Annotated in this window: 21 protein-coding genes and 1 other RNA gene; 19 read left to right on the top strand and 3 right to left on the bottom strand. The window is 56.1% G+C overall.

What is annotated here, in order from left to right; all coding sequences use genetic code 11:
- Positions 1–4: 4 nt before the first annotated feature.
- The 5 genes from recJ (at position 5) to M655_RS18400 (ending at position 6,446) form a co-directional block, all read left to right on the top strand.
- Entirely contained in the window at positions 5–2,359 is a 2,355-nt protein-coding gene (gene recJ, locus M655_RS18420; RefSeq protein ID WP_005832440.1) for a single-stranded-DNA-specific exonuclease RecJ, read from the top strand.
- A 12-nt stretch (positions 2,360–2,371) separates the two neighbouring features.
- Positions 2,372–2,884, top strand: a complete 513-nt coding sequence (locus tag M655_RS18415) for an adenine phosphoribosyltransferase (protein WP_005832442.1) — start codon at positions 2,372–2,374, stop codon at positions 2,882–2,884.
- Positions 2,885–3,173: 289 nt separating this feature from the next.
- The gene (locus tag M655_RS18410) at positions 3,174–5,345 is read left to right on the top strand and encodes a RelA/SpoT family protein (RefSeq protein WP_005832444.1); all 2,172 of its coding nucleotides are present in this window, start codon (positions 3,174–3,176) and stop codon (positions 5,343–5,345) included.
- An 84-nt stretch (positions 5,346–5,429) separates the two neighbouring features.
- Positions 5,430–5,867, top strand: a complete 438-nt coding sequence (dtd, locus tag M655_RS18405; protein WP_005832446.1) for a D-aminoacyl-tRNA deacylase — start codon at positions 5,430–5,432, stop codon at positions 5,865–5,867.
- 27 nt (positions 5,868–5,894) lie between these two features.
- Positions 5,895–6,446, top strand: a complete 552-nt coding sequence (locus M655_RS18400; RefSeq protein ID WP_026558420.1) for a short-chain dehydrogenase — start codon at positions 5,895–5,897, stop codon at positions 6,444–6,446.
- Positions 6,447–6,532: 86 nt separating this feature from the next.
- On the opposite strand, the gene M655_RS18395 is transcribed toward M655_RS18400, so the two are convergent.
- Positions 6,533–8,413: an N-acetylmuramoyl-L-alanine amidase family protein gene (locus tag M655_RS18395; protein ID WP_051353984.1), complete on the bottom strand. Its 1,881-nt coding sequence runs from the start codon at positions 8,411–8,413 to the stop codon at positions 6,533–6,535.
- A gap of 198 nt (positions 8,414–8,611) precedes the next feature.
- On the opposite strand from M655_RS18395, the gene M655_RS18390 reads away from it, so the two are divergent.
- The 7 genes from M655_RS18390 to M655_RS18360 all read left to right on the top strand — a co-directional run bounded on the left by M655_RS18390 (position 8,612) and on the right by M655_RS18360 (position 16,408).
- Positions 8,612–8,782, top strand: coding sequence for a hypothetical protein (locus M655_RS18390; RefSeq protein WP_005832458.1), 171 nt, complete (start codon positions 8,612–8,614; stop codon positions 8,780–8,782).
- A 94-nt stretch (positions 8,783–8,876) separates the two neighbouring features.
- Positions 8,877–10,400, top strand: coding sequence for a coproporphyrinogen III oxidase (locus M655_RS18385; RefSeq protein ID WP_025847091.1), 1,524 nt, complete (start codon positions 8,877–8,879; stop codon positions 10,398–10,400).
- A 481-nt stretch (positions 10,401–10,881) separates the two neighbouring features.
- Complete coding sequence (gene hisS / locus M655_RS18380; RefSeq protein WP_026558418.1) at positions 10,882–12,162, top strand: histidine--tRNA ligase; 1,281 nt, start codon at positions 10,882–10,884, stop codon at positions 12,160–12,162.
- Between the two features lie 34 nt (positions 12,163–12,196).
- A complete protein-coding gene (gene aspS, locus M655_RS18375; RefSeq protein WP_025847095.1) occupies positions 12,197–13,987 on the top strand; it encodes an aspartate--tRNA ligase in 1,791 nt (596 codons plus the stop codon).
- A gap of 49 nt (positions 13,988–14,036) precedes the next feature.
- A non-coding RNA gene (ssrS, locus tag M655_RS18370) (6S RNA) lies at positions 14,037–14,218 on the top strand.
- Positions 14,219–14,287: 69 nt separating this feature from the next.
- Positions 14,288–15,043 (top strand): tRNA threonylcarbamoyladenosine dehydratase, encoded by a 756-nt coding sequence (locus M655_RS18365; protein ID WP_005832465.1) that lies wholly within the window; start codon positions 14,288–14,290, stop codon positions 15,041–15,043.
- A 6-nt stretch (positions 15,044–15,049) separates the two neighbouring features.
- Positions 15,050–16,408 carry an AAA family ATPase gene (locus tag M655_RS18360; RefSeq protein ID WP_005832466.1) on the top strand — a complete coding sequence of 453 codons (1,359 nt, stop codon included), beginning with the start codon at positions 15,050–15,052 and terminating at the stop codon, positions 16,406–16,408.
- A 16-nt stretch (positions 16,409–16,424) separates the two neighbouring features.
- Here M655_RS18360 and M655_RS18355 read toward each other — a convergent pair whose 3' ends face one another.
- Positions 16,425–16,598 carry a hypothetical protein gene (locus tag M655_RS18355; protein ID WP_007782328.1) on the bottom strand — a complete coding sequence of 58 codons (174 nt, stop codon included), beginning with the start codon at positions 16,596–16,598 and terminating at the stop codon, positions 16,425–16,427.
- Between the two features lie 98 nt (positions 16,599–16,696).
- Between M655_RS18355 and cymR the strand changes: the two genes are divergently transcribed.
- From cymR to M655_RS18320, 7 genes are all read left to right on the top strand, one after another.
- A complete protein-coding gene (gene cymR / locus M655_RS18350) occupies positions 16,697–17,116 on the top strand; it encodes a cysteine metabolism transcriptional regulator CymR (protein ID WP_005832467.1) in 420 nt (139 codons plus the stop codon).
- Between the two features lie 32 nt (positions 17,117–17,148).
- Positions 17,149–18,297: a cysteine desulfurase family protein gene (locus M655_RS18345; protein ID WP_007782325.1), complete on the top strand. Its 1,149-nt coding sequence runs from the start codon at positions 17,149–17,151 to the stop codon at positions 18,295–18,297.
- A gap of 507 nt (positions 18,298–18,804) precedes the next feature.
- Positions 18,805–20,469 (top strand): methyl-accepting chemotaxis protein, encoded by a 1,665-nt coding sequence (locus tag M655_RS18340; RefSeq protein ID WP_026558417.1) that lies wholly within the window; start codon positions 18,805–18,807, stop codon positions 20,467–20,469.
- A 101-nt stretch (positions 20,470–20,570) separates the two neighbouring features.
- Entirely contained in the window at positions 20,571–22,832 is a 2,262-nt protein-coding gene (recD2, locus tag M655_RS18335) for an SF1B family DNA helicase RecD2 (RefSeq protein WP_007782317.1), read from the top strand.
- Positions 22,833–22,906: 74 nt separating this feature from the next.
- Entirely contained in the window at positions 22,907–23,404 is a 498-nt protein-coding gene (locus tag M655_RS18330; RefSeq protein ID WP_005832478.1) for a PRC-barrel domain-containing protein, read from the top strand.
- 18 nt (positions 23,405–23,422) lie between these two features.
- On the top strand, positions 23,423–23,629 hold the full coding sequence (locus M655_RS18325; protein ID WP_005832479.1) for a YrzR-like zinc ribbon domain: 207 nt from the start codon (positions 23,423–23,425) through the stop codon (positions 23,627–23,629).
- 31 nt (positions 23,630–23,660) lie between these two features.
- Positions 23,661–23,855: a hypothetical protein gene (locus tag M655_RS18320; protein WP_235694726.1), complete on the top strand. Its 195-nt coding sequence runs from the start codon at positions 23,661–23,663 to the stop codon at positions 23,853–23,855.
- A gap of 118 nt (positions 23,856–23,973) precedes the next feature.
- Here M655_RS18320 and M655_RS18315 read toward each other — a convergent pair whose 3' ends face one another.
- Positions 23,974–24,660 carry a TerC family protein gene (locus M655_RS18315; protein WP_007782307.1) on the bottom strand — a complete coding sequence of 229 codons (687 nt, stop codon included), beginning with the start codon at positions 24,658–24,660 and terminating at the stop codon, positions 23,974–23,976.
- Positions 24,661–24,744: the final 84 nt, after the last annotated feature.

Raw genomic sequence — 24,744 nt, 5'->3', positions numbered from 1 at the left:
GCCTATGCTGAAAGCGAAAACACGCTGGAAACTGGCCACCTACGATGAACAGATTGCGGCCAGTATAGCTGAGGAGTGCCAGCTAACTCCGCTCGTGTCCAAGCTGCTGGTGATTCGCGGCATCGACACAGCGCAGAAGGCCCGTGATTTTTTGCAAGCTGGCCCGGAATTGTTTCATGACCCTTTTTTGCTGGATGGAATGGAACAGAGCGTGCATCGCATTCAACAAGCCATAGAGAGGCAAGAGCCGATCTGCATTTACGGCGACTATGACGCGGACGGGGTCAGTTCCACATCGTTAATGGTACATCTGCTGCGCCAACTCGGCGCTGTTTTTGACTACTACATTCCCAACCGTTTTACCGAAGGGTATGGGTTACATAAAGACGCCTTGGCGCATCTGCATAAAAGCGGTTACAAGCTGATTATTACCGTCGACACAGGAATCAGTGCAGTAGAGCAGGTAGCGTATGCCACACAGTTAGGTCTTGACGTCATTGTAACCGACCACCACGAACCTCCGGCTGTCATCCCGGAGGCATTTGCTGTGATTAACCCGAAAAAGCCGGGCTGTACGTACCCGTTTGACATGCTCGCGGGAGTCGGGGTCGCCTTCAAGCTGGGGCATGCCTTGCTGAAGGAGCCTCCTTTGCACTTGGCCGACCTGGCTGCACTCGGGACGATCGCCGACTTGGTGCCATTGGTCGATGAAAACCGGATTCTCGCCAGGGTAGGACTGAAGCGGCTGAACCAGACGCGCAATATCGGCTTGCAGGCGCTCATCCGCGTGTGCGGGCTGGCTGACAGCGAGCTGTCGGCAGGCCATGTCGGATTTGCCCTCGGACCGCGGCTGAATGCGAGCGGACGGCTGGAGACGGCAGAGTCCGCCGTCAAGCTGCTGACGACCGAGGATCAGGCCGAAGCCGAGCAGTGTGCGCAAGCTTTGGACGACCTGAATCGCGAGCGCCAGGAACTGGTGGCGGCGATGACGGAAGAAGCCGTACAGATGGTGAGAGAGCTGTACCCACCGGAAGAAAACAACGTCCTCGTGCTGGCCAAGGAAGGCTGGAACGTCGGCGTCGTGGGAATTGTGGCGTCTCGGCTGGTCGAGCTGTTTTACCGTCCGACCATCGTGCTCGGCATCGACCCGGAAAAAGGCACGGCCAAAGGCTCGGCGCGAAGCATTGCCGGCTTTGACATGTACGAAGGGCTGACCGCGTGCAAGGAATGGCTCCCGCATTTTGGCGGACATACCATGGCGGCAGGGATGACCTTGCCTGTGGAAAATCTCGACCTGCTGCGCAACAGGCTGAACGAACTGGCAGGCCAGTGGCTGACGAAAGAAGACTTTATCCCGCTGACCAAGGTCGATGTGGCGATGAGCATGGAAGAGATCAGCCTGGAGGCAGCGGAGCAGTTGGAGCGGCTAGCTCCGTACGGAATGGGCAACCCGACTCCGCTCGTCATGCTGGAGGAAGTGGAAACCCAGGGAATGCGCACGATCGGGCGCGACGACAATCATTTGAAATGCACACTCGTCAGGTCAGGCCAAGCGTTGGATGCCATCGGCTTCAACTGGGCGCACGTGACGAAAAAGGTGACCCCGAAAGCGCGCTTTCAGGTGCTGGGCGAGCTGTCGGTCAATGAATGGAACGGCAACCGCAAGCCACAGTTGACCATTCGCGATTTGTCGGTCAATCACCAGCAAGTTTTTGATTGGCGGGGAAGTCGTGATAAAGTAGAAAAATGGCAGCAGCTTGCAGCGGAGTCAGAAACGGTGACGATCGTATTTCGCACGGAAAGCTACGAGCAGTTGGCGCAGAAGACGGCAGAAGCGCAGTTGTCGTCGCTGCTGTTGCTCGGGCCATCCGCAAAGCTCGAACACGAAGGGCCGAAGCAGACGATCATCCTCTACGATCTACCCAAGCGCCGGGCGGATTTGCATGCGATCAGTGCCATGCTGCAACAGGCCGAGCGCATCTACTGCCTGTTCGGCGACCCGGATTTGGGGATGGAGCGGCTTTCCTGTCCGAGCCGGGAGCACTTCAAGCAATTGTACCAGTTTTTTGTGCAGGTGCCAGTTGTCAAGCGCATTCATCTCGACGCGCTGGCCCGCAAGCTGCAATGGAAAAGGAACTTGCTGGACGGGATGCTCGCCATTTTTGTCGAGCTGCAGTTTGTCAGCGAGGACGCAGAACAGTACCGCTTGCAGCAGACGGTAGAGAAAAGGCCGCTGGAAAGCTCGGTTATTTATTCGGAGTGGAAGGAAGAGGCACAGCTTGCCACGGATTTGCTGCTTTCTTCTTCGGAATCATTGATTCAAACGTTTCAACAGTTGGTGACACCTGTCACCGTATAGGAGGAATTTTTCATGGATTACAAACAATACATTCGCGTCATTCCGGACTTCCCGCAACCGGGGATTCGTTTCAAAGATATCACCACGCTGCTGAAAGACGGCTCCGCCTACCGCGCTGCGATTCAGGATCTCGCTGAATTCGCCCGCGAAGTGCAGGCAGACGTCATCGCAGGTCCGGAAGCACGCGGGTTTGTTGTGGGGGCTCCTCTGTCTTACGAGCTCGGAATCGGCTTTGTGCCGATCCGCAAATCCGGCAAGCTGCCTTACGAGTCGATCAAAGCGGACTACGACCTTGAGTACGGCAAAGACGCGCTCGCGGTACACGTAGATGCGGTTACGCCTGGGCAACGCGTTCTGATTGCAGACGACCTGTTGGCAACCGGGGGAACGATCGAAACGACGATCAACCTGATTGAACAGTTGGGCGGAAAAGTGGTAGGCGCTGCTTTCTTCATCGAGCTGTCCTACCTGGAAGGCCGCAAAAAAATCGGCGACGTGCCGATCAAATCTTTGGTGCAATATTAATTGAACCATCAACGAAAAACGGGCTATATGCCCGTTTTTTTCTTTTTTCCGCGCCCTGTTCATACTTTACAGGGGAAACAGCTTTACAATACGAACGACATAAAAGATAATAGTATGAAATAGACATGACGTTTTTTTTCATCCAGACAAACGATCGATTATTCGAGCCTGCTTCTACGCAACAACTTCAACCTTTAAAGGCTTTTTTTTATCCGCAACGAAGCCTTCGCCTGTGACATAAGGCTTGGCAAAGCCAAGTTTTCCAATGAGAGGATAAGGGAAGGGAACTATGATTACCGGCATTGATGAGGTAGTAAAAAAAGCAAGCACCTATTTATCACAATCGGATCTGGACCTGATTACTCGCGCCTATCAGTTGGCTGAAAAAGCCCATGAGGGGCAGATCAGAAAATCAGGTGTTCCGTACATCATGCACCCGATTGCCGTGGCAGGGATTCTCGCAAACCTGCACATGGACGCCGTGACGATTGCGGCCGGGTTTTTGCATGATGTGGTGGAAGACACCGACGTTACGCTTGACGATCTCCGGGAACAGTTCGGGCCTGATGTGGCTCTGCTGGTAGATGGGGTAACCAAGCTGGAAAAAATCAAATACAAGTCCAAGGAAGAGCAGCTTGCCGAAAATCACCGCAAGATGCTGGTCGCCATGGCCCAGGACATCCGTGTCATCATGATTAAGCTGGCAGACCGGCTGCACAACATGCGGACGCTGCGGCACATGTCCGAAGAAAAGCAGCGGGAAATTTCCGATGAAACGCTGGAAATTTTCGCGCCGCTTGCCCATCGCCTGGGGATTGCCTCCGTCAAATGGGAGCTGGAGGACACGGCGCTGCGCTATTTGAATCCGCAGCAGTATTACCGGATCGTCAACCTGATGCAAAAAAAGCGGGTGGAGCGAGAGGCTTACCTGAACGAAGCGTCGGACACGATCAGGGAGAAGCTGGGCGAGCTGAATATCGAGGCGGAAATATCGGGGCGTCCCAAGCACATATACAGCATCTTTAAAAAGATGACCAAGCAAAACAAGCAGTTCAACGAAATTTACGATCTGCTGGCGCTGCGCATTATCGTGAACGACATTCGCGATTGCTACGCGGTATTGGGAATCGTCCACACCTTGTGGAAGCCGATGCCTGGCCGCTTCAAGGACTACATCGCGATGCCCAAGACGAACATGTATCAATCGCTGCACACGACGGTGATCGGGCCAAAAGGCGAGCCGCTGGAAGTGCAAATTCGCACATGGGATATGCATCAGACGGCAGAAATCGGGATCGCGGCGCACTGGGCGTACAAGGAAGGCAAAAGTGTCGTGCAAGGCTCGTTTGCCGAGAAGCTGGGCAGCTTGCGCGAGATCATCGAAGGCGGCTCCGAGGAAGCGCCCAACGCCCAGGAGTTCATGGAAAGTCTCAAGCAGGACTTGTTCTCGGATACGGTCTTTGTCTTCACGCCAAAAGGCGATGTCGTGGAGCTGCCAAAAGGCTCCGTGCCGCTCGACTTTTCCTATCGCATTCACTCGGCGGTTGGAAACCGGACGATTGGGGCGAAAGTAAACGGCAAGATTGTCCCGCTCGACTACGCCATGAAAACGGGCGATATCGTCGAGATTCTCACCTCCAAGCATTCGTACGGGCCGAGCCAGGACTGGCTGAAAATGGCCAAGTCCGCCCATGCGCGCAACAAGATCAAGCAGTGGTTCAAAAAAGAAAAGCGGGAAGAAAACGTCGCCAAAGGCCAGCAAATGGTGGAAGCCGAGATCAAGTCGCGCAACTTCGACGTCAAGGAAGCGATGACGGAGACGAACCTGAAGGAAGCGGCGGCGCGCTTTAATTTTCAGGGGGCCGAGGACATGTTTGCGGCAGTCGGCTACGGCGGCATTACCGCCTCGCAGATTGCCACAAGGCTGCTCGACAAGCTCCGCCGCGAGCGGGAAGAGCAAAATCCGGTCATCCCGGAAATCAAGCAAAATCCGGCCCACCGTGCGCAAAAGAGCGAATCCGGCGTCAAGGTGCGCGGCGTAGACAACCTGCTGGTGCGCATCTCGCGCTGTTGCACGCCGGTTCCAGGCGACCAGATCATCGGCTTTATTACCCGGGGACGCGGGGTGTCTGTGCACAGGAAGGACTGTCCGAACGTGCTGGCAGACGAGTGCTCGGAGCGTTTGATCGACGTCGAATGGGACACGGACCAGAAGCACAACTTCAACGTGGAAATCGAGATCACGGGCAACGACCGCAGCGGCCTTTTGAACGACGTGCTGCAAGTCGTAGCCGAGACGAAGACGAATATTGCCGCGGTCAGCGGCAAAGCAGATAAAAATCGGGTGGCGACGATTCATATGACCATCTCGATCAGCAATGTGGATCATCTCTTGAAGGTTGTGGAACGAATCAAGCGCATTAAAGATATTTATTCGGTTCGCCGCATTTTGAGCACCTGATCCTTCGTGGATCGGGTGTTCTTGTTTGTCGGCGAGCGGCTGCGATCAGCAGGGCAAGACACGAAACGAAAGGAATGGATCGACGTGAGAGTAGTTGTGCAGAGAACGAAGGAAGCGAGTGTGACCGTTGCCGGCGAGGTGGTCGGGCAAATCGAGCACGGGCTGCTGTTGTTGGTAGGCATCACCCATGAGGACAGCGAAAAAGAGGTGGAGTTCGTCGCGGACAAAATCGCCCATTTGCGCATTTTCGAAGACGAAGAAGGCAAAATGAACGTTTCCGTGCTGGAGACGGGCGGGCAGATTTTGTCCGTGTCCCAGTTTACGCTGTACGGGGACTGTCGCAAGGGAAGGCGGCCAAACTTCATGGCGGCGGCTCGCCCGGAGCAGGCAGAACCGCTGTACGAGCTGTTCAATGCCAAGCTGCGGGAAAAAGGTCTGGTCGTGGAGACGGGGCGCTTTGGCGCGATGATGGACGTGCGTCTGCAGAACGACGGGCCAGTCACCTTGATTGTGGAAGCGTAACACAGAAACGACGTGGGGGGCGGGCAAATGGCGCGGGAAGCATTGGTAATCGGAGCGAGCGGGATGCTGGCAGAGGTGGCGCGCTGGCTCGCAAAAGAAGGCTGGCAAGTAACAGTGGTGGGACGAGATCGCCAAAAGCTCGAACAGGTAAGAAACGGGGCTTTGAACCCTGGCTCTGTTCATCTGCTCGCGCTCGATTACGGGCAGACGGAGACGCTGCGCGCCGCCATGGCAGAGCTGGTGGCGAGCCGAGGGCCGATGGAGCTGGTCGTGGCCTGGATTCATCAAACGGCGCCAGATGCGCTTGCGACCGTATTGGCAGAGCTGTCCCGCCCCAAGCAGCCGTTTCGGCTGTACCACGTCTGCGGCAGTCGCGCCTGGAAAAATCCTCCGGCTGTCCATGTGCCGACGACGTGCGCGTACCAGCGTGTCATTCTCGGCTTCGTGTGCGAAGGGGAAGATGCGCGCTGGCTGACCAACGCGGAAATTGCCAATGGCGTCATCCGGGCAATCGGGGAAAAAGCAGCGCAGACGATCGTCGGCCAGGTCGAGCCGTGGGAGAGGCGCCCAACCTACTGAACAAGCGAACAGGTGCAAGATCCAAACAAAAAACGGCTGCCGAGGCAACCGTTTTTTTGTTTGCGCGAAGGGCGACTCCCCAAAGATCAACCGCCCTGCGGGTGCAACGAGTTGAAATATTGGACAATCCCTTTGAACAGGCCCTCTGCCGCCAGATCCTGCTGCTTCTCCGAGCGGACGCGAATCTCGTCGTTGTAGTTGGAGAGGAACCCGATCTCGGCCAGGATGGAGGGAACGGAATTTTCCCGCAGGACGAAGTAGTCGCCGAAGCGGGACTGCAAGTCTTTGTAGTTCGTCGCCTTCACCAGCTCGTTTTGCACCAGCGAAGCGAGCTTGCTGGAATTGCCTTGATGGTAGAAAAACACGATGGAGCCGTTGGTCGCCGTGTTTGGATGCGTATTGTGGTGAATGCTGACAAAAATGTCGGCTTTGTTCTGCACGGCCACGTCCACGCGCTGCTGCAAGGTGAGTTTGCGGTCGTCCGCCCGCGTCATGATGACTTTGGCTCCGGCCGCTTCCAGCTTGTTGCGCAGGAGCAAGGAGACTTGCAGGTTGACGGTTTTCTCCAGGGTGGAAAAGCTGGAGCCGGTCGCGCCGTTGTCGTTTCCGCCGTGTCCGGGGTCGACGACGATCAGTTTTCCGGCGAGCGCCTGGCTGCGAATGACAGCAGGCGCTCCGCTCGCCGCTACGAGCCAGCCGGCCACATAGCCTGTCGTGCCATCGCTGAGCGTGACTTTGAACCAGTCGCCCTCTCTGTTTTCGATGCTGTATTTCTCGCCTGTCTGTACTTGCCGCAGCACGCTATGTTCGGTGCCGGGACCGGAGCGGACATTCGTATTGGCATTGATGATCGTGACGTATGGGCCGCTTGGCGTAGGCGTGTTTGCTCCCGAGACGGTGACGAGCCAGCCTGCTACCCAGCCCGTTTTTCCGGCAGAAGTTTGCACGCGGTACCAATCGCCTTGCTTTTCCAGCACCTTCAGCTTGCTGCCGATGGGCAGCGTGGCGAGAATCGCGCTGGACGTATTGGACTCGCTGCGCAAATTCAGCCCGTCTGTTTGCACCGTCGCTGTCTGCTCAGCGGGTGTGGCAGGCGTGCTCGGCTGAGCGGGCGTGCTCGTATTGCCTGCACCACCTGTATCTGTGCTTGGCGCCGTGGTGGTGTCTTGGGCAGGTGCGTTGCTGTTCGTGGAAATCCAGGCGTTCACCCCGTCGTAGGGGAACTGAATCCAGCCGTTTTGCTGCGTCAGCACGGTAATCGTCTCGCCCGCGTGCAGTTGTCCGATCGCCGGCGTGCTCGCATCCGGTGTAGGGTACACATAAGGGGCGAACTCCAGCGTCAGGCTTGCCCCCTGAACGGCGGACGGCTTCGGTGTGACAGCGCCTCCGGCAGTGCTCGGCGGATTGCCGCCTGCCTGTCCGGTTGGCGGCGTTCCGGCTGTTCCAGCGCCTGGCGTGGAGCCTGTCGAGGCAGACGAGCTGTCTTTGACGAGCCAGGCGGCTACCCAGCCTGTTTTGCCGCCGCTGAGCTGAATCATGATCCAATCGCCGTTTTTTTGCACGATCGGGTAGCGCGTCCCGGGGTTGATCGTCTGGATGACCGGATGAGTCTGGCTGGGACCGGAGCGCACGTTGAGGTTGGTCGTCGTGCTCTCGACAGTCTTTGCCGCAGCGGGCGCGGGCTGCTGCTGTGCCGAGACGAGCCAGTTGGCTACCCAGCCGCTTTGCCCATTGGGCAGCTTGACCTGCACCCAGTCGTTTTTGGTGGAGATGACAGGCAGCACCGTCTTGTTCGGCAGTGTGGTGACGACGGCGTCCTGAAGGCTCGGGCCGGAGCGGACATTGAGCTTGTCCACGGTGACCTGAACAGAACCGGCAGCCCAGGCTGACGAAACGGGGAGGGAGATGGCGCAGACGATAGTCAGTAGCGACCTCACGATTTTTTGACGTACAGACACGGTAGACATCCTTTCCCAATAATTGAAATGCTAGAGTCGTCAAGGGACGTTTCTTTCATGTTTTTGCCAACACAATCACTTCGCGCCTGCTTCGGCTTTTTCCTGCAAGAAGCGACAAAGCTTTGCAAGTCCTTCCGCCGACTGCAATGTCTCGCAATAGGCCATACTAGGACAAAAGAGCACTATTGCACGCAGGAGGAGTAGATTGTGAGGCAGTCCAACAAGGAAACATTTGCGCAAGGCTTGAATCGACAATTTTTTTCCGTCGACTTTCATGACGATTTGGCCAAAGAATCGTCACGGCCAAATGTAGAAATGTCCCAAGATTTTTTTGTCGGCATGCGCGACCTGCAGCAGCCGCGTCAAAAAAGGAAGTAATCGCCTGAAGTGCCGCTCCTTGCTTTTGTTGACCGGGGGGAACTCCGTCAGCTATGATGAGGAGTGGCATTTTAAAAAAGCAGGTGAACGAACGATGATTCAAATAAAGTGCGAGGGACACGCCTTTGAGCGCGAACTCTCCTTGATTCTCGCCTTGTTTTACGAAGACCCCGCGCTCGCCTTCGTCTCTTCGTGGGAAGGCGACGCCGATATGCGAATAAAGCTGGCACTTGCTGTACAGGAAGAGGGAGTTGTAGCTTCGGGCGAGCTTTTCGCCGGAAACAGGCAACTCGCCCATCAAGTCAAGCGCAATTACGTCTCGCGCGATGAAAAAGCGATGCGCAAAACGGCCAAGCAGGCGCTCTGCTACGCCCTGTTGCTGATGCTGGAAGAATATACCGGGATCGAGCAAGGCTGGGGCATCCTCACAGGCATTCGCCCGACCAAGCTGCTGCACCAGTTGAACGTGGCAGGTGTCGGACGCGAGGAAGCGCACCGGAAGCTCCAGCAGGATGTGATTTTGCGCCCGTACAAGCTGAAGCTCTTGCAAGCGATCGTCGACAAGCAGCTTCAGGTGGTACCCGACCTGTACCAGATCGACCGCGAGCTGTCCGTGTACATCGGCATTCCTTTCTGTCCGACGAAATGCGCGTACTGTACGTTTCCTGCCTATGCGATTCGCAGCCATACGGCTTCGGTCAATCCGTTCCTCGAAGGGCTGCACTACGAGATCGAGAAAATGGGCGAGTGGCTGACGAAAAACGACCAGCGCATCACCTCCATCTACTTTGGGGGCGGCACGCCGACGAGCATTACGGCAGAGGACATGAACCAGTTGTTTGAGACGATGCACCGCAGCTTTCCGCATATGGACGGGGTGCGCGAGCTGACCGTCGAAGCGGGCAGGCCGGATACGATTACCGCCGAAAAGCTCAGCGTGATGAAGCGCTGGGAGGTGGACCGGATCAGCATCAATCCCCAGTCGTTCACGCAAGAGACGCTCCGCGCGATCGGCCGCCACCACACCGTCGAGGAGACGATTGAAAAGTACCATCTCGCTATGGAAATGGGCCTGACCAATATCAACATGGACCTGATTATCGGGCTGCCCAACGAGGGGGTGGCCGAGCTTGTGCACAGTCTCGAACAAGTGGAGAAGCTGATGCCAGCCTCGCTGACTGTGCATACCTTGTCGTTTAAACGAGCTTCCGAGATGACCCAGAACAAGGAGCGCTACAAGGTAGCCAGCCGCGACGAGATCAGCAGGATGATGGAGATGGCTTCCGCCTGGACAGCCGCGAACGGCTACGATCCGTATTATCTGTATCGCCAAAAAAACATTTTGGGTAACCTAGAGAATGTCGGCTATGCCAAGCCCGGTCAGGAAAGCATCTACAACATCATGATTATGGAAGAGGTGCAGACGATTCTCGGCCTTGGCTGCGGCGCCGTCTCCAAGCTGATGGCGCCGGGCAGCGGCAAGCTGAAGCGGTTTCCGAATCCGAAAGACCCGAAGACGTACAACGACACGTACAAGACGCTGGTGGACAACAAGCTGCGCGACCTGGACGAAATTTACGCCGGGGCGACAGGTAGAGAAAAAGAGGCGCACGCATAGGGCGTCTTGCCGCATAGCGTAGTAAAAAAAGTTTTATGGGGCGCCTGTTGACGCCCGCTGACTGGTTTGCTATGATTCACAATAAGCTTTTTGATAAAACGATCTGATGACGGGAACAAGTATCCAATGAAACGGATAACCAGAGAGGAAGCGCCGTGGCTGAGAGTGCTTTCGTATCACGACTTGGTGAATGACATCCCCGAAGACCGCAGTGAACGGGCGAGGCATCGGCCTCGACTCCTCAGTAACTGGCAGGCGTCCGCCGGCGTTAACGGCTAATAAGTGGGATAGCCTTTTTACATAAGGCTGTTCAAACAGGGTGGCACCACGGGAGTATAACCAGTCTCTCGTCCCTGACATGTGGCGAATTGCTGAATGTCAGGAGGCGAGGGACTTTTTTATTTGTCAGCGAAAAAAGTTGTCTCATCCTGGAGGTTTGGCGTAGCCCGAGTTTTTCAAAAGACATGGAGGTTCGAGAGGAATGACGAGAATCCAGATTCCCCGCGGTACGCAGGATATTATGCCAGGTACCGTAGAGCTGTGGCACTACGTAGAAGCAAAAGCCCGCGAGCTGTGCCGCCGCTTTAACTACGCGGAGATTCGCACGCCGCTGTTCGAGAGCACGGAGCTGTTTCAGCGGGGCGTAGGCGAGACTACGGACATCGTGGAAAAAGAAATGTACAGCGTGGCCAACCCGCGCAGCAACGATGCGCTCACGCTGCGTCCGGAAGGGACGGCGGGCGTCGTTCGCTCCTACGTGGAAAACAAGATGTACGGTTCGCCAAATCAGCCGACCAAGCTGTACTACCTGGGGCCGATGTTCCGACACGAGCGTCCGCAGGCAGGGCGCTACCGCCAATTCGTGCAATTCGGGGCGGAAGCGATCGGTTCGAGCGATCCGGCGATTGACGCCGAGGTGATCGGGCTTGCCATTCGTCTGTACCAGGAGCTGGGACTGACAGGGCTGTCCGTCGAGCTGAACAGCGTCGGGACGGTAGAAGACCGGGCGCGCCACCGCGAGCACCTGCTGGCGCATCTGAACGGCGTGCGCTCCGAGCTGTGCGAGGATTGCCAATCCCGGATTGACCGCAATCCGCTGCGCGTGCTCGACTGCAAAAACGAAAAGTGCAAAACATTAACCAAAGACGCTCCATCCATTCTGGATTACTTGAGCGAAGAGTCGGCGGCTCACTTCGAAGCCGTGAAAGACTACCTGACTGCGCTCGACATTCCGTACCATGTCAACCCGCGTCTGGTTCGCGGACTGGACTACTACACACTGACCGCTTTTGAAATCAAGATGGCGGAAATCGGCGCGGTGGAAACGCTTTGCGGCGGCGGACGCTACAACGGTCTGGTCGCGGAGCTGGGCGGCGACGACATGCCGGGAATCGGCTTCGCGCTGAGTATCGAGCGCTTGCTGCTGGCCCTGGAAAAGCAGGGCGTGCAGTTGCCGATTACCGGCGGGATCGACTGCTTCGTCGTCGTGCAGACGCCGGAAGCGAAAAAAGGCGCGTTTATTCTCGTCGACCAACTGCGTCAGGCGGGCGTGGCCGCTGAGCTGGACTATCTCGACCGGAAAATGAAGGCGCAGCTCAAGCAAGCGGATCGGCTGTCTGCCCGTTTCACCGCGATCATCGGAGAGTCCGAGCTGGCAAGCGGCACGGTTGTCCTGAAGGAAATGGCAACAGGCGAGCAGCAGGAGATCAAGCAGGACGAATTTGTCTCTGTCCTGGCGGCAAAAGTACAACAAGCAAACTAACAAAACCAACAAACCAAAAGTGGGGGAAATCATCATGTCTTGGCAATATCGCACCGTACATTGCGGTGAAGTGACAACAGCACATGTAGGGCAGGAAATCGTACTGAACGGCTGGGTGCAAAAGCGCCGCGACCTCGGCGGGGTCATTTTCATCGACTTCCGCGACCGCACAGGGATCGTGCAAATCGTCTTCAATCCGGAGCACAACAAGGCAGCGTGGGAAGCCGCTGACAAAGTGCGCAGCGAGTACGTGCTGGTGGTAAAAGGAAACGTCGTGAACCGCGCGCCGGAAGCCGTCAATCCGAAGCTGAAAACGGGTGAAGTCGAAGTTCACATCTCCGAAATCCAAATTTTGAACGACGCCAAAACGCCTCCGTTCCAAATCGAGGACGACATCGACGTCGATGAACAGGTTCGCCTGAAATACCGCTACCTCGACCTGCGCCGTCCGGAAATGCAGCGTTCCTTGATTCTGCGCAGCAAAGCGGCAAAAGCATTCCGCGACTACCTCGACGAGAACGGCTTCGTGGAAGTGGAGACGCCGATGCTGACCAAGAGCACGCCAGAGGGCGCGCGCGACTACCTCGTGCCATCCCGCGTGCATCCAGGCGAGTTTTACGCGCTGCCGCAATCGCCACAGTTGTTCAAGCAGCTTCTGATGGTATCCGGTCTGGAGCGCTATTACCAGATCGTGCGCTGCTTCCGCGACGAAGACTTGCGCGCTGACCGCCAGCCTGAGTTCACCCAGGTGGACATCGAGACGTCCTTCCTGTCGATGGAAGAAATTTTGCCGATGATGGAAAAAATGGTCGCGCACGTGTTCAAGCAAACGATCGGCGTGGACGTTCCGACGCCGTTCCCGCGCCTGACTTACGCGGAAGCGATGGCGCGCTACGGCTCCGACAAACCGGACGTGCGCTTCGGCATGGAACTGACAGACGTATCCGACCTGGTTGCGACAAGCGACTTCAAAGTTTTCGCAAGCGTTGTCGCTGGCGGCGGACAAGTAAAAGCGATCAACGCCAAAGGCTGCGGCCACTACTCCCGCAAAGAAGCGGATGACCTGCAAAAATTCGCGGCCCGCTACGGCGCGAAAGGTCTTGCGTACATGGGCTTCAAGGACGGCGAAGTAAAAGGCCCGATCGCCAAGTTCTTTAAAGAAGAAGAGATCAACGAACTGAAAAAACGCCTCGAAGTCGAAGAAGGCGACCTGCTTTTGTTCGTCGCCGACAAGCCAAAAGTCGTCGCGGACGCATTGGGCGCCTTGCGCTCCAAGCTCGGTGCGGAACTCGGCCTGATCGACCAGAGCAAGTTCGCGTTCCTGTGGGTCGTCGACTTCCCGCTGGTCGAGTGGGATGAGGAAGCAAAACGCTACGTGGCGCTGCACCATCCGTTCACTCGTCCAAAAGACGAAGACCTGCACCTGTTCGACACCGATCCGGGCCAAATCCGTGCGCAAGCGTACGACATGGTACTGAACGGCTACGAGCTGGGCGGCGGTTCCATGCGGATTTTCAAACGCGACGTGCAGGAAAAAATGTTCAAGGCACTCGGCTTCACACAAGAAGAAGCGCATGAACAATTCGGCTTCCTCCTGGATGCATTCGAGTACGGCACGCCTCCGCACGGCGGTATCGCGCTCGGCCTGGACCGTCTGATTATGCTGCTGGCTGGCCGCACCAACCTGCGCGAAGTCATCGCGTTCCCGAAAACGGCAAGCGCAAGCGACCTGATGGTCAATGCGCCAGATGTGGTAGCGCCAAAGCAACTGACAGAGCTGTCTATCGCCACGCTGGCAAAAGAAGAAGAAAAGGTAGAAGCGTAATCGACTTGCGCAACTGCATTGCTCTTTGATACATTGGTAATACTAGCTACAAGCCCTGCGATGTTCGTGACATCCGATAGTTTTGAGCCACAAAGTTTGTCTCGGGAGTTTTTCGTCCGCAATTGTAAAGGCATGCCTCCGTCGAGTGGACGTCTGCAACAGTTGGGCAAGACACCCACCTGCGATTAGCAGGTTCAAAACTAAGGAGCTACACGGCATAATGGGGCTCCTTTTTTCTTTGTGATTCCTACTTTTCCGATTGACTATCATTTTACTTGCGAATGAAAGGTGAAACCTACGATGCTTCATCAATTTTCCCGTTGCGAATTGGCCTTCGGTCCCGAAGGTTTGGAAAAAATGAAAAACAGCCGCGTCGCCGTTCTCGGTGTCGGCGGCGTCGGCTCCTTCACAGTGGAAGCGCTGGCCCGTACAGGTGTCGGCAAGCTTGTGCTCGTGGACAAGGATGTGGTTGACATCACCAACATCAACCGTCAAATTCACGCGACGCTCCACACGATCGGACAGAAAAAGGCAGAGCTGATGAAAGAGCGGATCGCCGCGATCAATCCGGAATGCGAAGTCGTGACGCTCAACATGTTTTACAACGAAGAGACGGCCGAGCAACTGTTTGCCCACGAGTTCGACTACATCGTGGACGCCATGGATACGATGTCGGCCAAGCTGCATCTGATCCAGGAAGCGAAGCGCCGCCATATTCCCATCATCTCCAGCATGGGGGCCGCCAACAAGATGGACCCGACCCGTTTTGAGGTCGCGGATATTTCCCAGACGAGCTATGACCCGATTGCCAAGGTCATTCGCCGCGAACTGCGCAAAAAAGGCATTTACAAAGGCGTCAAGGTGGTTTACTCCAGAGAGATTCCGGTGACCGTTCGCACAGATGTGCGGGAAAAAATCGTGTCCAACCCGAACTCCCCGATCAGCAAAGTGCGGCAGCCTCCAGCGAGCAACGCTTTTGTTCCATCCGTAGCTGGCCTGATTCTGGCCAGCGTCGTCGTGCGTGACCTGTTGGACTGGCAGCCCGTAAAAGGATAGGATAGCATGAACGATCTGTTTTCGTATGCCTATGACCAAGAAGGGGGCCGCAAGCAAAAGCCGCTCGCTGCGCGCATGCGGCCCAAGACGATTCAGGAAGTGATCGGCCAATCGCACATTTTGGCGCCGGGCAAGCTGCTGCGCCGGGCGATTGAAGCCGATCAAGTGTCGTCGCTCATTTTTTACGGTCCGCCCGGCACGGGAAAGACGACGCTGGCCAAAGTGATTGCCCGCACCACCCGGACGCATTTTTCCGAGCTGAACGCGGTCACGGCAGGGGTGGCGGACATCCGCAAAGTCGTGGACGCAGCGAAAGAGCGGCTCGTGATGGACAACCAGCGGACGACGCTGTTCGTCGACGAGATTCACCGCTTCAACAAGTCCCAGCAGGACGCGCTTCTTCCTTACGTGGAGGAAGGAACGATCATTTTGATTGGCGCCACGACGGAAAATCCGTATTTCGAGGTCAATCCGGCCTTGCTGTCGCGCTCGCAAGTGTTTGCCCTGCAGTCGCTGTCGCATGAGGAGCTGCAGCAGGTGATGGAGCGGGCGCTGAACGATGAAGAAAACGGATTGGCAGAACTGTCTGTCACCGTGACGAAGGAAGCGGCCGAACACTTGATCCAGTACGCGGAAGGAGACGCCAGACGGCTGTTGAACGCCTTGGAGCTGGCGGTGACGACGACGCCTCCTGGTCCGGACGGCGGCGTGACGGTGACCCTGGACGTGGCCGTCGAGTCCATCCAGCGGCGCGCTGTTCGCTACGACAAGAGCGGCGACAATCATTACGATACGATTTCGGCTTTTATCAAATCCATCCGCGGCTCTGACCCGGATGCCGCGTTATATTGGCTGGCGAGGATGATTGATGCGGGAGAAGATCCCCGTTTCATTTCGCGCCGACTGGTGATTTCGGCTTCCGAGGACATTGGAAATGCGGACCCGCAGGCGATCTCGGTTGCGGTGGCCTGCTTTCAGGCGGTAGAATTGGTGGGGATGCCCGAGGGACGAATCCCTCTGGCCCAGGCAACGACGTATTTGGCTACGGCTCCGAAAAGCAATGCTGCCTACAACGGAATCAACTCGGCGCTGGCCCGGATTCGGACGGACGGCCACAAGCAGGTTCCGATTCATTTGCGAGATTCGGCGTACAAGGGCGCAGCCAAGCTGGGACACGGTCAGGGATATTTGTACCCGCACGATTACCCGTATGGATATGTGCCCCAACAGTATCTGCCTGACGGTGTGAATTATTCGTTTTATCAGCCAAAGGATTTTGGCTATGAGCGGCATATCCGGCGCTTTCAGGAAGAGCGGCAAAAGCTGGATGCTCGCGGATTGCCGAAGAAAAACTCCCCCGAGTAAGAGGGGGAGCCAAACATCAGGTGCGGACGTCTCCGCCGGGTTTGTTCGGCAAATCGCCATTTTCATTCGGCTGTTTGCTCTGTTCGCTTGCCCCGTAGCGGGCTTTGTGGGCAATGGTGCCCGCAGGCTGGTCGTACAAGGTGTCGGACGGGTGGTTGCGTCCTCGTTCCGAGCGTTTGTTCGTTGCCATTTTAATTTCACCCCCCAAGATGCTAGTGTGTCCCAGGACGCCCAAGTCATGTAGGCTAAGGGAGTGGGTAAACACAAGAATAAGAGGAGAGTTGCTACGTGAAGATTTCTACGAAAGGACGCTACGGACTGACAATCATGATGGAGTTGGCCAACCGTGTAGGAGAGGGACCGACCTCCTTGCGCAGCATTGCCCAGAAGCACGAATTGTCCGAGCATTACTTGGAGCAGTTGATTGCGCCTTTGCGCAACGCAGGATTGGTAAAAAGTATTCGCGGAGCCTACGGCGGCTACGTTTTGGCAAAACAACCGGATGAAATCTCCGCAGGGGATGTCATTCGCGTACTGGAAGGGCCGATCAGCCCAGTTGAGTTTGCGGAGGAAGAGGACCCGGCGAAGCGCCATTTGTGGCTGCGCATTCGCGACAGCATTTCGGCGGTGCTCGATGCCACCTCGCTGCAAGATTTGATTAGCTATGAAGACGACGGGCATACCGATAACTATATGTTTTACATTTAAGCACGGCTACCAAGCCAGTAGAAGGTGACACAGTGTCTGACATGTTGTATTTTGACCACGCTGCTACGACTCCGGTGCATCCCCGCGTACTCGCGGCGATGACTCCGTACTTGACGCAAGTATTTGGCAACCCGTCCAGTGTCCACGCTGCCGGACGCGAGGCGCGCAAGGCACTGGAGCAAGCACGGGATGCGATCGCAAGCTTTATGGATGCCGATCCGCAATCGCTCATCTTTACCAGCGGCGGGACGGAAGCCGACAATATGGCGGTCATTGGCGGGGCGATGGCGCAGCGCGAACGAGGCCGTCACGTCATTACGACGCAAATCGAGCACCACGCCGTCCTGCACGCTTGCGAATATTTGGAGCAGGCAGGGTTTGAAGTGACGTATTTGCCTGTAGATAAGACAGGCTCTGTCCGGCTGGAAGATGTGAAGCAGGCTGTCCGACCGGATACCGTGCTCGTCTCGATCATGTACGGCAACAACGAGGTTGGAACGATTCAGCCGATTGAAGAAATCGGCGTTTTCCTGCAGGAAAAAGGCATTATTTTTCATACGGATGCCGTTCAGGCATTCGGCGTGCTGCCGATTCGCGCAAGACAGCTTCCTGTGGACATGCTCTCCGTGTCCGCGCACAAAATCAACGGTCCCAAAGGCGTAGGCGCCCTGTACCTCGGGCGCAAGGTGCCGGTTTCGCCGATCTTGCACGGCGGGTCGCAGGAACGCAAGCGCAGGGCAGGCACGGAAAATCTGGCGGGAATCGTCGGATTTGCCGAAGCGACAAAAGTAGCGACGGAGGAGATGGCAGACCGCGTTGCCAAATACGAGCAAATGAAGGCTGCCATGCGCGCGGTTTGGGAAGAGGCGGGAATCGCTTTCCACGTCAATGGACACCCGACAAACGTGCTGCCGCACATTCTCAATGTCAGCTTCCCGGGCGTACACACGGAAACGATGCTGATGAATCTCGATTTGGCGCGAATCGCAGCCGCCAGCGGCTCGGCGTGCACGTCAGGCTCCCTGGAGCTGTCGCACGTGCTCGTGGCGATGCAACTGGAAGACGAAATCGCCCGGTCCGCGATCCGCTTCAGCTTCGGCATTACGAACACCGTCGAGGAAGCAAGACAAGCCGCGCAGACAGTGGCGCAAATCGTCAATCGTCTCGTGCGCAGCAAGTAATGGAACACACGACAAACCAGCGAAAACCGCCCGGAAGCAGGAAAGTGCCTCCGAGCGGTTTTTTGTGCAACCAAAGCTTCGCCAATCGCCTGGCACAGCCAAGTTTTATTGGTTTTTGTCCCGTGGAAAAAAATGGTTGATTGAACGGCAACAACAGCTACTACAACGTGTACATCAACGGGATCATGCAAATGGGCGGGCTTACCACCTATACGCCGGGCGGTGCGGGTGTAGGAAGCTGGACATTACCGTGCCGTCCGGCCAGACGATTGCGCTCAGCACCGTCATCGTGCTGGAAATCGTCAGCTACGCCCCGACCTCGACGACGACCGTGACGTAAAGAAAAAGCAGATTGCAAGCATAGTTTGCAATCTGCTTTTGTTTTTCTAACCAATTTTTCTAATTATGTGGCACTTGTGGTTAATTGTGGATGACAATGATAAAATGATTCTGTAGAACTATGTCGGAAGAACCAAATCTTTCGGCATCTTAAAGGAGAGGAAAATCATGATGGCCAGACGTTTCTCGATTCGCTACAAACTGGTGCTTACCATTCTCTTCCTGACCATGCTTCCGCTGATGGTAGTCGGGTATATCCAGTTTGAAAATGCTCGGAGTGCAGTCTATCGGTTGACTGTTTCCGACTTGCAATACATAACCAAAATGAAAGCGCGGGAACTGGCCCCTTACGTCCAGGCGACGACGCTCAATGACGGAAATAGACAGAAAATTGATGAAATCATTCGCGAGGTAGCCGACAGCTACTACAAGCCGAATGGCATGGTCGGCTACGCCTATATTGTCGATGAAACAGGGGTGCCGATCTTCCACCCTGACCCGAGCGTGCAAAATACGTCGCTTGCGGGCGAGGCGTTCATGCAGGAGATGCTGAGCAAGAAGAACGGCTGGCTGGAATACGAGTTCCAGGGAGCGACGAAGCTGGCCGTGTACGAGGCTTTGCCGAACGGATGGATTCTCGCCATCGGCAGCTATCAGGACGACTTGCTCGCGCCGATCGAGAGCAGCCGTCCGGTGATGTTTTTGTTGAATCTAATCAGCGCAATCGTGGCGCTCGCTACCGGAATTTTTATCGTCAACAGGCTCGTTCGTCCGTTGAAGGAGCTGGTAGCGGCGATGAAGATAGCCGAGGCAGGCGATCTGACCAAGCGGGCGACTGTCCGCTCGCGGGACGAGCTTGGCGAGCTGTCTGCGATGTACAACGAGATGATGGAAGTGTTCTGCAACATGTTGAGCGAGGTGCAGCGCGTGTCCCAGCAGGTGGCGGCCGCCTCCGAGGAAATGACGGCCAGTGCCGCAGAAAGCGCTCGCGCCGCGGAGCAAATCTCGCTCGCCTCCACAGAGATCGCGTCTGGCTCTGAGGCGCAAAAACAGACGGTAGCCGATACGACGCGGTTTTTGACGCGGATCGGCGGCGACATCCAGCAAATCGCGACCGCCACAGAGCGGGTCAATACCGATGCGACACAGGCGTTCCGCTTGGCGCAGGATGGCGAGGGCAAGCTGAAAGGGCTTGTGCAAGAGATGGACGAGATTACGACCCACGCCCGCAATACCGAGCAGGTCATCCGCGAGCTGGGTATGCAATCGGAAAAAATCATCGGGATCATCACGATCATCCGGCAAATTTCCGATCAAACGAACCTGCTGGCATTGAATGCGGCGATTGAAGCGGCACGCGCAGGCGAACAAGGGAAAAGTTTCGCCGTAGTCGCGCAGGAGGTGCGAAAGCTCGCGGAGCAGTCAGGGCATGCTGCAGAAGAGATTGCCTCCCTGATTCATACGATTCACACCGATATTTTGGCGGCCGTCCAGGCGATGGGGACGACGACAGAAGCGGTTCAGAAAGGACGAGGCGGCGTAGCCGTCGCAGGCGAGAGCTTCCAGCAAATTTTGGTCGCCGTCCAGGACGTCAGCCAGCAAGTGTACCGCATGAACGAGGCCGCGCAGGCCATTCACCGCGATACGCTCCGGCTCGTCGAACACTCCGAAAAAATCGCTGAGCTGGCGGATACGGCCGCGAAGGATACGCAGGAGGTAGCGGCCGCTTCCGAACAGCAGACTGCGACGACCGAGGAAATGACGGCAGCGTCCGAAACATTGGCCCAGATGGCGGAGCAGTTGTCAGAGCAAGTAAAACGCTTTACAATTTAAAACGTATGACTACGAGAAAAATCCACTTTAACAGGAAAAGTGGATTTTTCTGTTCGTGCCACTTTGCTCGTCTTTGAGCAGGCAAGAGAGGAGAGGGTGAGATGGAGGAGCAGCAATCAATCTCCCTGTTTGCGGAAACTTTTATTCGCGGCTATATGACACAAGAAATTTTTTACAACGAAGAAACGTGGTACGGCGTGATTCGTCTAAAAATAGAAGAGACGACGGAAGCGATCAAGGAATCGGACGTCATCATTGTCGGCAACTTCCCTCGTCCTCACCCGGACGAGCTGTACACGTTCTACGGCGAGTGGAAGACCCATGCGCGCTTTGGACAGCAGTACGTAGCCAAGCGCTACGAGCGGGAAACGCCGAAGACGTTGGCAGGCGTGGAGCGCTATTTGGCCAGCGGGCTGTTTCAAGGCATCGGCAAAAAGATGGCGAAGCGCATCGTGGAGCACCTTGGGGTAGATGCGTTGACGATTATTGCAGATCATCCGGAGCGGCTTGCCGAAATCCAGGGCATTTCCGAATCGCGCGCCAAGCTCATTTACGAGTCCGTCCTGGAGCATCGCTCGCTGGAGAGCGCGATGGTCTTTCTGTACGACTTCGGGATTGGCGTGAACATGGCGCTCAGGATTTACCAGACGTACAAGCTGGAGACGATGACGGTGCTCAAGGAAGAGCCGTACCGGCTGATTGAGGATATTACCGGAATCGGGTTCAAGCGGGCAGACGATATCGCCCGCGCGACAGGCATAGCGGCCTCATCGGAAGAGCGCGTAAAAGCGGCGGCCTTGTTCGTGCTGCAGGAGGCGTCCTATTCCGAGGGCCACGTCTATTTGCCCGTGGATGAGCTGTGTGAAAAGACGCTCCGCCTGTTGACGGAGTGCGGCGGGCACGCTTTTTCCGGCGAAGACATTACGCGCGCTGTCGAGGCTTTGTTTGTCGCGAGCAAAGTTGCCTGGGAGGACGAGCGCGTCTATTTGCCTTCCCTGTTTTTTGCGGAGCTGGGCTTGGCGAAAAGGCTGCGGCACTTCGCCCGGCGCGATTCGTTCGGATCGTTTCCGGCCTCCGAATTTTACCGGGCCCTGGGAGCCGTGGAGGACGAGCTTGGAATCAGCTATGCCCAGACGCAGCGGGATGCGATTGAACAGGCGATTACATCCGGGCTGATGCTACTCACAGGTGGACCGGGTACGGGCAAAACGACGGTGATTCGCGGGATTTGCCGCGTCTTTTCGCAGTTGCACGGACTGTCGCTCGACCTGAAAAAATACAACGAAGAAAATCCGTTCCCGATCCTGCTCGTGGCCCCGACCGGACGCGCTGCCAAACGGATGACGGAGACGACGGGCTTGCCTGCAATGACCATCCATCGGCTTTTGGGCTACAAAGGCGAGAGCTTCGAGCACGACGCCGAGCATCCGATTCGCGGCAGGCTGTTGATCGTGGACGAGATGTCGATGGTCGACATTTGGCTGGCGAACCAGTTGTTTCGCGCCGTGCCGGACGACATGCAGATCATCATGGTCGGCGACCCCGACCAGTTGCCGTCCGTCGGCCCGGGTAACGTGCTGCTCGACATGATCCGCTCCGGCCTGCTGCCGCTGGTGCAGTTGACGGAGATTTACCGCCAGGCCGAAGAGTCTACCATCATCCGGCTGGCGCATGATGTGCGCAAAGGACACGTTCCGGCCGATTTGCTCGATACGACCCCGGATAGGCGATTTTTCACAAGTTCGCCACAAGATGTCCCCGAAGCGGTGAAACAAATTTGCCTGGGAGCCGTAAAAAAAGGATATACGGCAAAAGATGTACAGGTTTTGGCACCTATTTATAAAGGAAATGCCGGGGTAAACCGGCTGAATGAAGAACTGCAGGAGCTGTTTAACCCGAAAACGCCACAAAAGCGCGAGGTGACGTTTGGGGACACGACTTTTCGCACAGGCGACAAAGTCCTGCAGTTGGTGAATAATGCCGAGGAACAGGTGTTTAACGGTGATATGGGTGAAATTGTTGCGATTTTTTTCCCGAATGAAAACGCAGAAAACCAGGAGATGCTGGTTGCTGCCTTTGACAATCGGGAAGTGGTGTACAAGCGTTCGGATTACCATCAACTGACGCTTGCCTACTGCTGTTCCGTACACAAATCACAAGGGAGCGAATTTCCGATCGTCGTGATGCCGTTCGTCAAAAGCTACTACCGGATGCTCAGGCGCAAGCTCGTTTATACGGGCATTACGCGGAGCAAGTCTTTTCTCATCATGTGCGGGGAGCCGGATGCGTTTCGCGCAGCCGTGGAAACCGACGAGGAAGGTGTGCGGTACAGCTTTTTGCAGGAGCGGCTGAAGCAGGAGTAAAGCTGGAACCATTTGCGCCGAATGGACATGCGCCTTTCGCCCGATACTAAAAGAGCGGAAGGGGGATGTCCCACATGCGCAAGGCAATGGATGCAGTCGGCTTGCCAGTAGTTTGCCTCCAAACCGGAGAGACGCTTGGCACCGTTCGTGACATTCTTTGCGACTCCACTTGGCATGTACGAGGAGTCTTGCTGAGCGAGCAGGGTTGGTTCCATTCAGGCACCTATATTCCTACCGAACAGATTCACGCGGTAGGGGAGTCCTGCCTTACCGTAACGGGGAAAGACGCGATCACGCCCTTGCCTCATCTCGCCGGTTTTGAACCTGTCGGCATCGTGACGGGAAAAACAAAGCTAAAAGGAAAAGCGGTCATTACCGCTTCCGGAGAACTTCTCGGCAGGCTGGAAGATGTTTACTTTTCAGCGAACTGGGAGAAACTTGTAGGGTACGAACTGTCTAACGGCTGGTTTGCAGATGTGACAGAAGGGCGCAAACGCCTGTCTGCACCGGCTTCCGTCATCATCGGGGAGGAAAACCTGATCGTGCCGGACTTTGTTCGTAGCCAGGCGTGATAAGGGAGGAAAAGCGTGATGCGTGTCATTTGCCCGAACTGCAGTTCCAAAGACGTAGGGAAGATTGGAACCAATCAATACTACTGCTGGAATTGCTTTATAGAGATGAGCGTTTCCAACGAGCAGATTGCTTCTGTCTACCAGGTGGAGGAAGACGGGTCCTTGCATTCGCTCAACGATCTGTTTATTGAAGATCAAACCGTTTCCGCACAACTGAACATGTAGCTACTGCTCAATGCGGTAAAAACAACTGGAGGTGGCACGCTTGTTTACTCGAAGCCTTTTGCGCGTCCTTGCCACAAGCGGAATTGTGGCTGTCATCGGCTATTTGATGGCCCCACGCCGCCGCAGTCGGTTTTCGCTGAATTGGAACCAGTTGCCCTTCTCCATGCGCGATGTGACGCGGATGATGAAGACGGGACGCAAGCTGATGCGTGCGGTTACCCGGTAACGAGAAGTGGCGGCAACAGGAACGTTCAGAAGCACCCGAACATAGGATGAGTTCGGGTGCTTTTTTTGTGCATGAAAAAACTCCGTCGCATCGAGGCGACGGAGCTTTGGAATACAGCTTAGTTTTGTTCGGCCAGTCGTTTTTGCTGCTGGCTTTTCATGCGTCCGATCAACAGCACGCCGACGACGACAGCGACGATGAACACCCATTTGACCCACGGGTACGCGGTGAAGAACGGCACCAGGAATTTTTCGGTTGTCACCATGCTTGCGGCCGTATAGGCGAGAACGCCAGCCCCGATGTAGATCACGATCGGGAAACGCTCCATGACTTTCAAAATCAGCGTGCTTCCCCACACCATGATCGGCACGCTGATGACCAGCCCGATGATGACGAGCAGAAAATCACCATGCGCAGCACCGGCAACGGCGATGACGTTATCGAGACCCATGACCGTATCGGCCACGATGATGGTCCAGATCGCAGCGCCAAGGCTTCCGCTTGCCTTCATGTTTTCGTGGCCATCATCCGAGACGAGCAGCTTGAGGGCAATCCACATCAGGATCAAGCCACCGACAAGCAGCAGGCCAGGGATTTTCAGCAGCCAGACCACGGCCAGCGTCGCCAAAGCCCGGATGATAATCGCACCGACCGTTCCCCAGACGATTGCCTTTTTTTGCTGTTCGGCAGGCAGATTTCGCGCGGCCATCCCGATGACAATCGCGTTGTCCCCGGCCAACACGAGGTCGATGACGATGATGGCAAGCAGGGCGGACCAAAATTCAGGTTGCATTAATAATTCCATTTTCTCTTCCTCCTCCTCATCCTGTTTGAAAATAAAGCGAGTCATCCACCGGCCGTTTTCTCGATACCTCCTAATAGTGTGTGT

It is taken from the genome of Brevibacillus sp. NSP2.1, assembly GCF_000470975.2.
Classification (GTDB): Bacteria; Bacillota; Bacilli; order Brevibacillales; family Brevibacillaceae; genus Brevibacillus; species Brevibacillus agri.
Note: the sequence above shows the minus strand (reverse complement) of the source record. Positions and strands in the feature narration are given on the sequence as shown.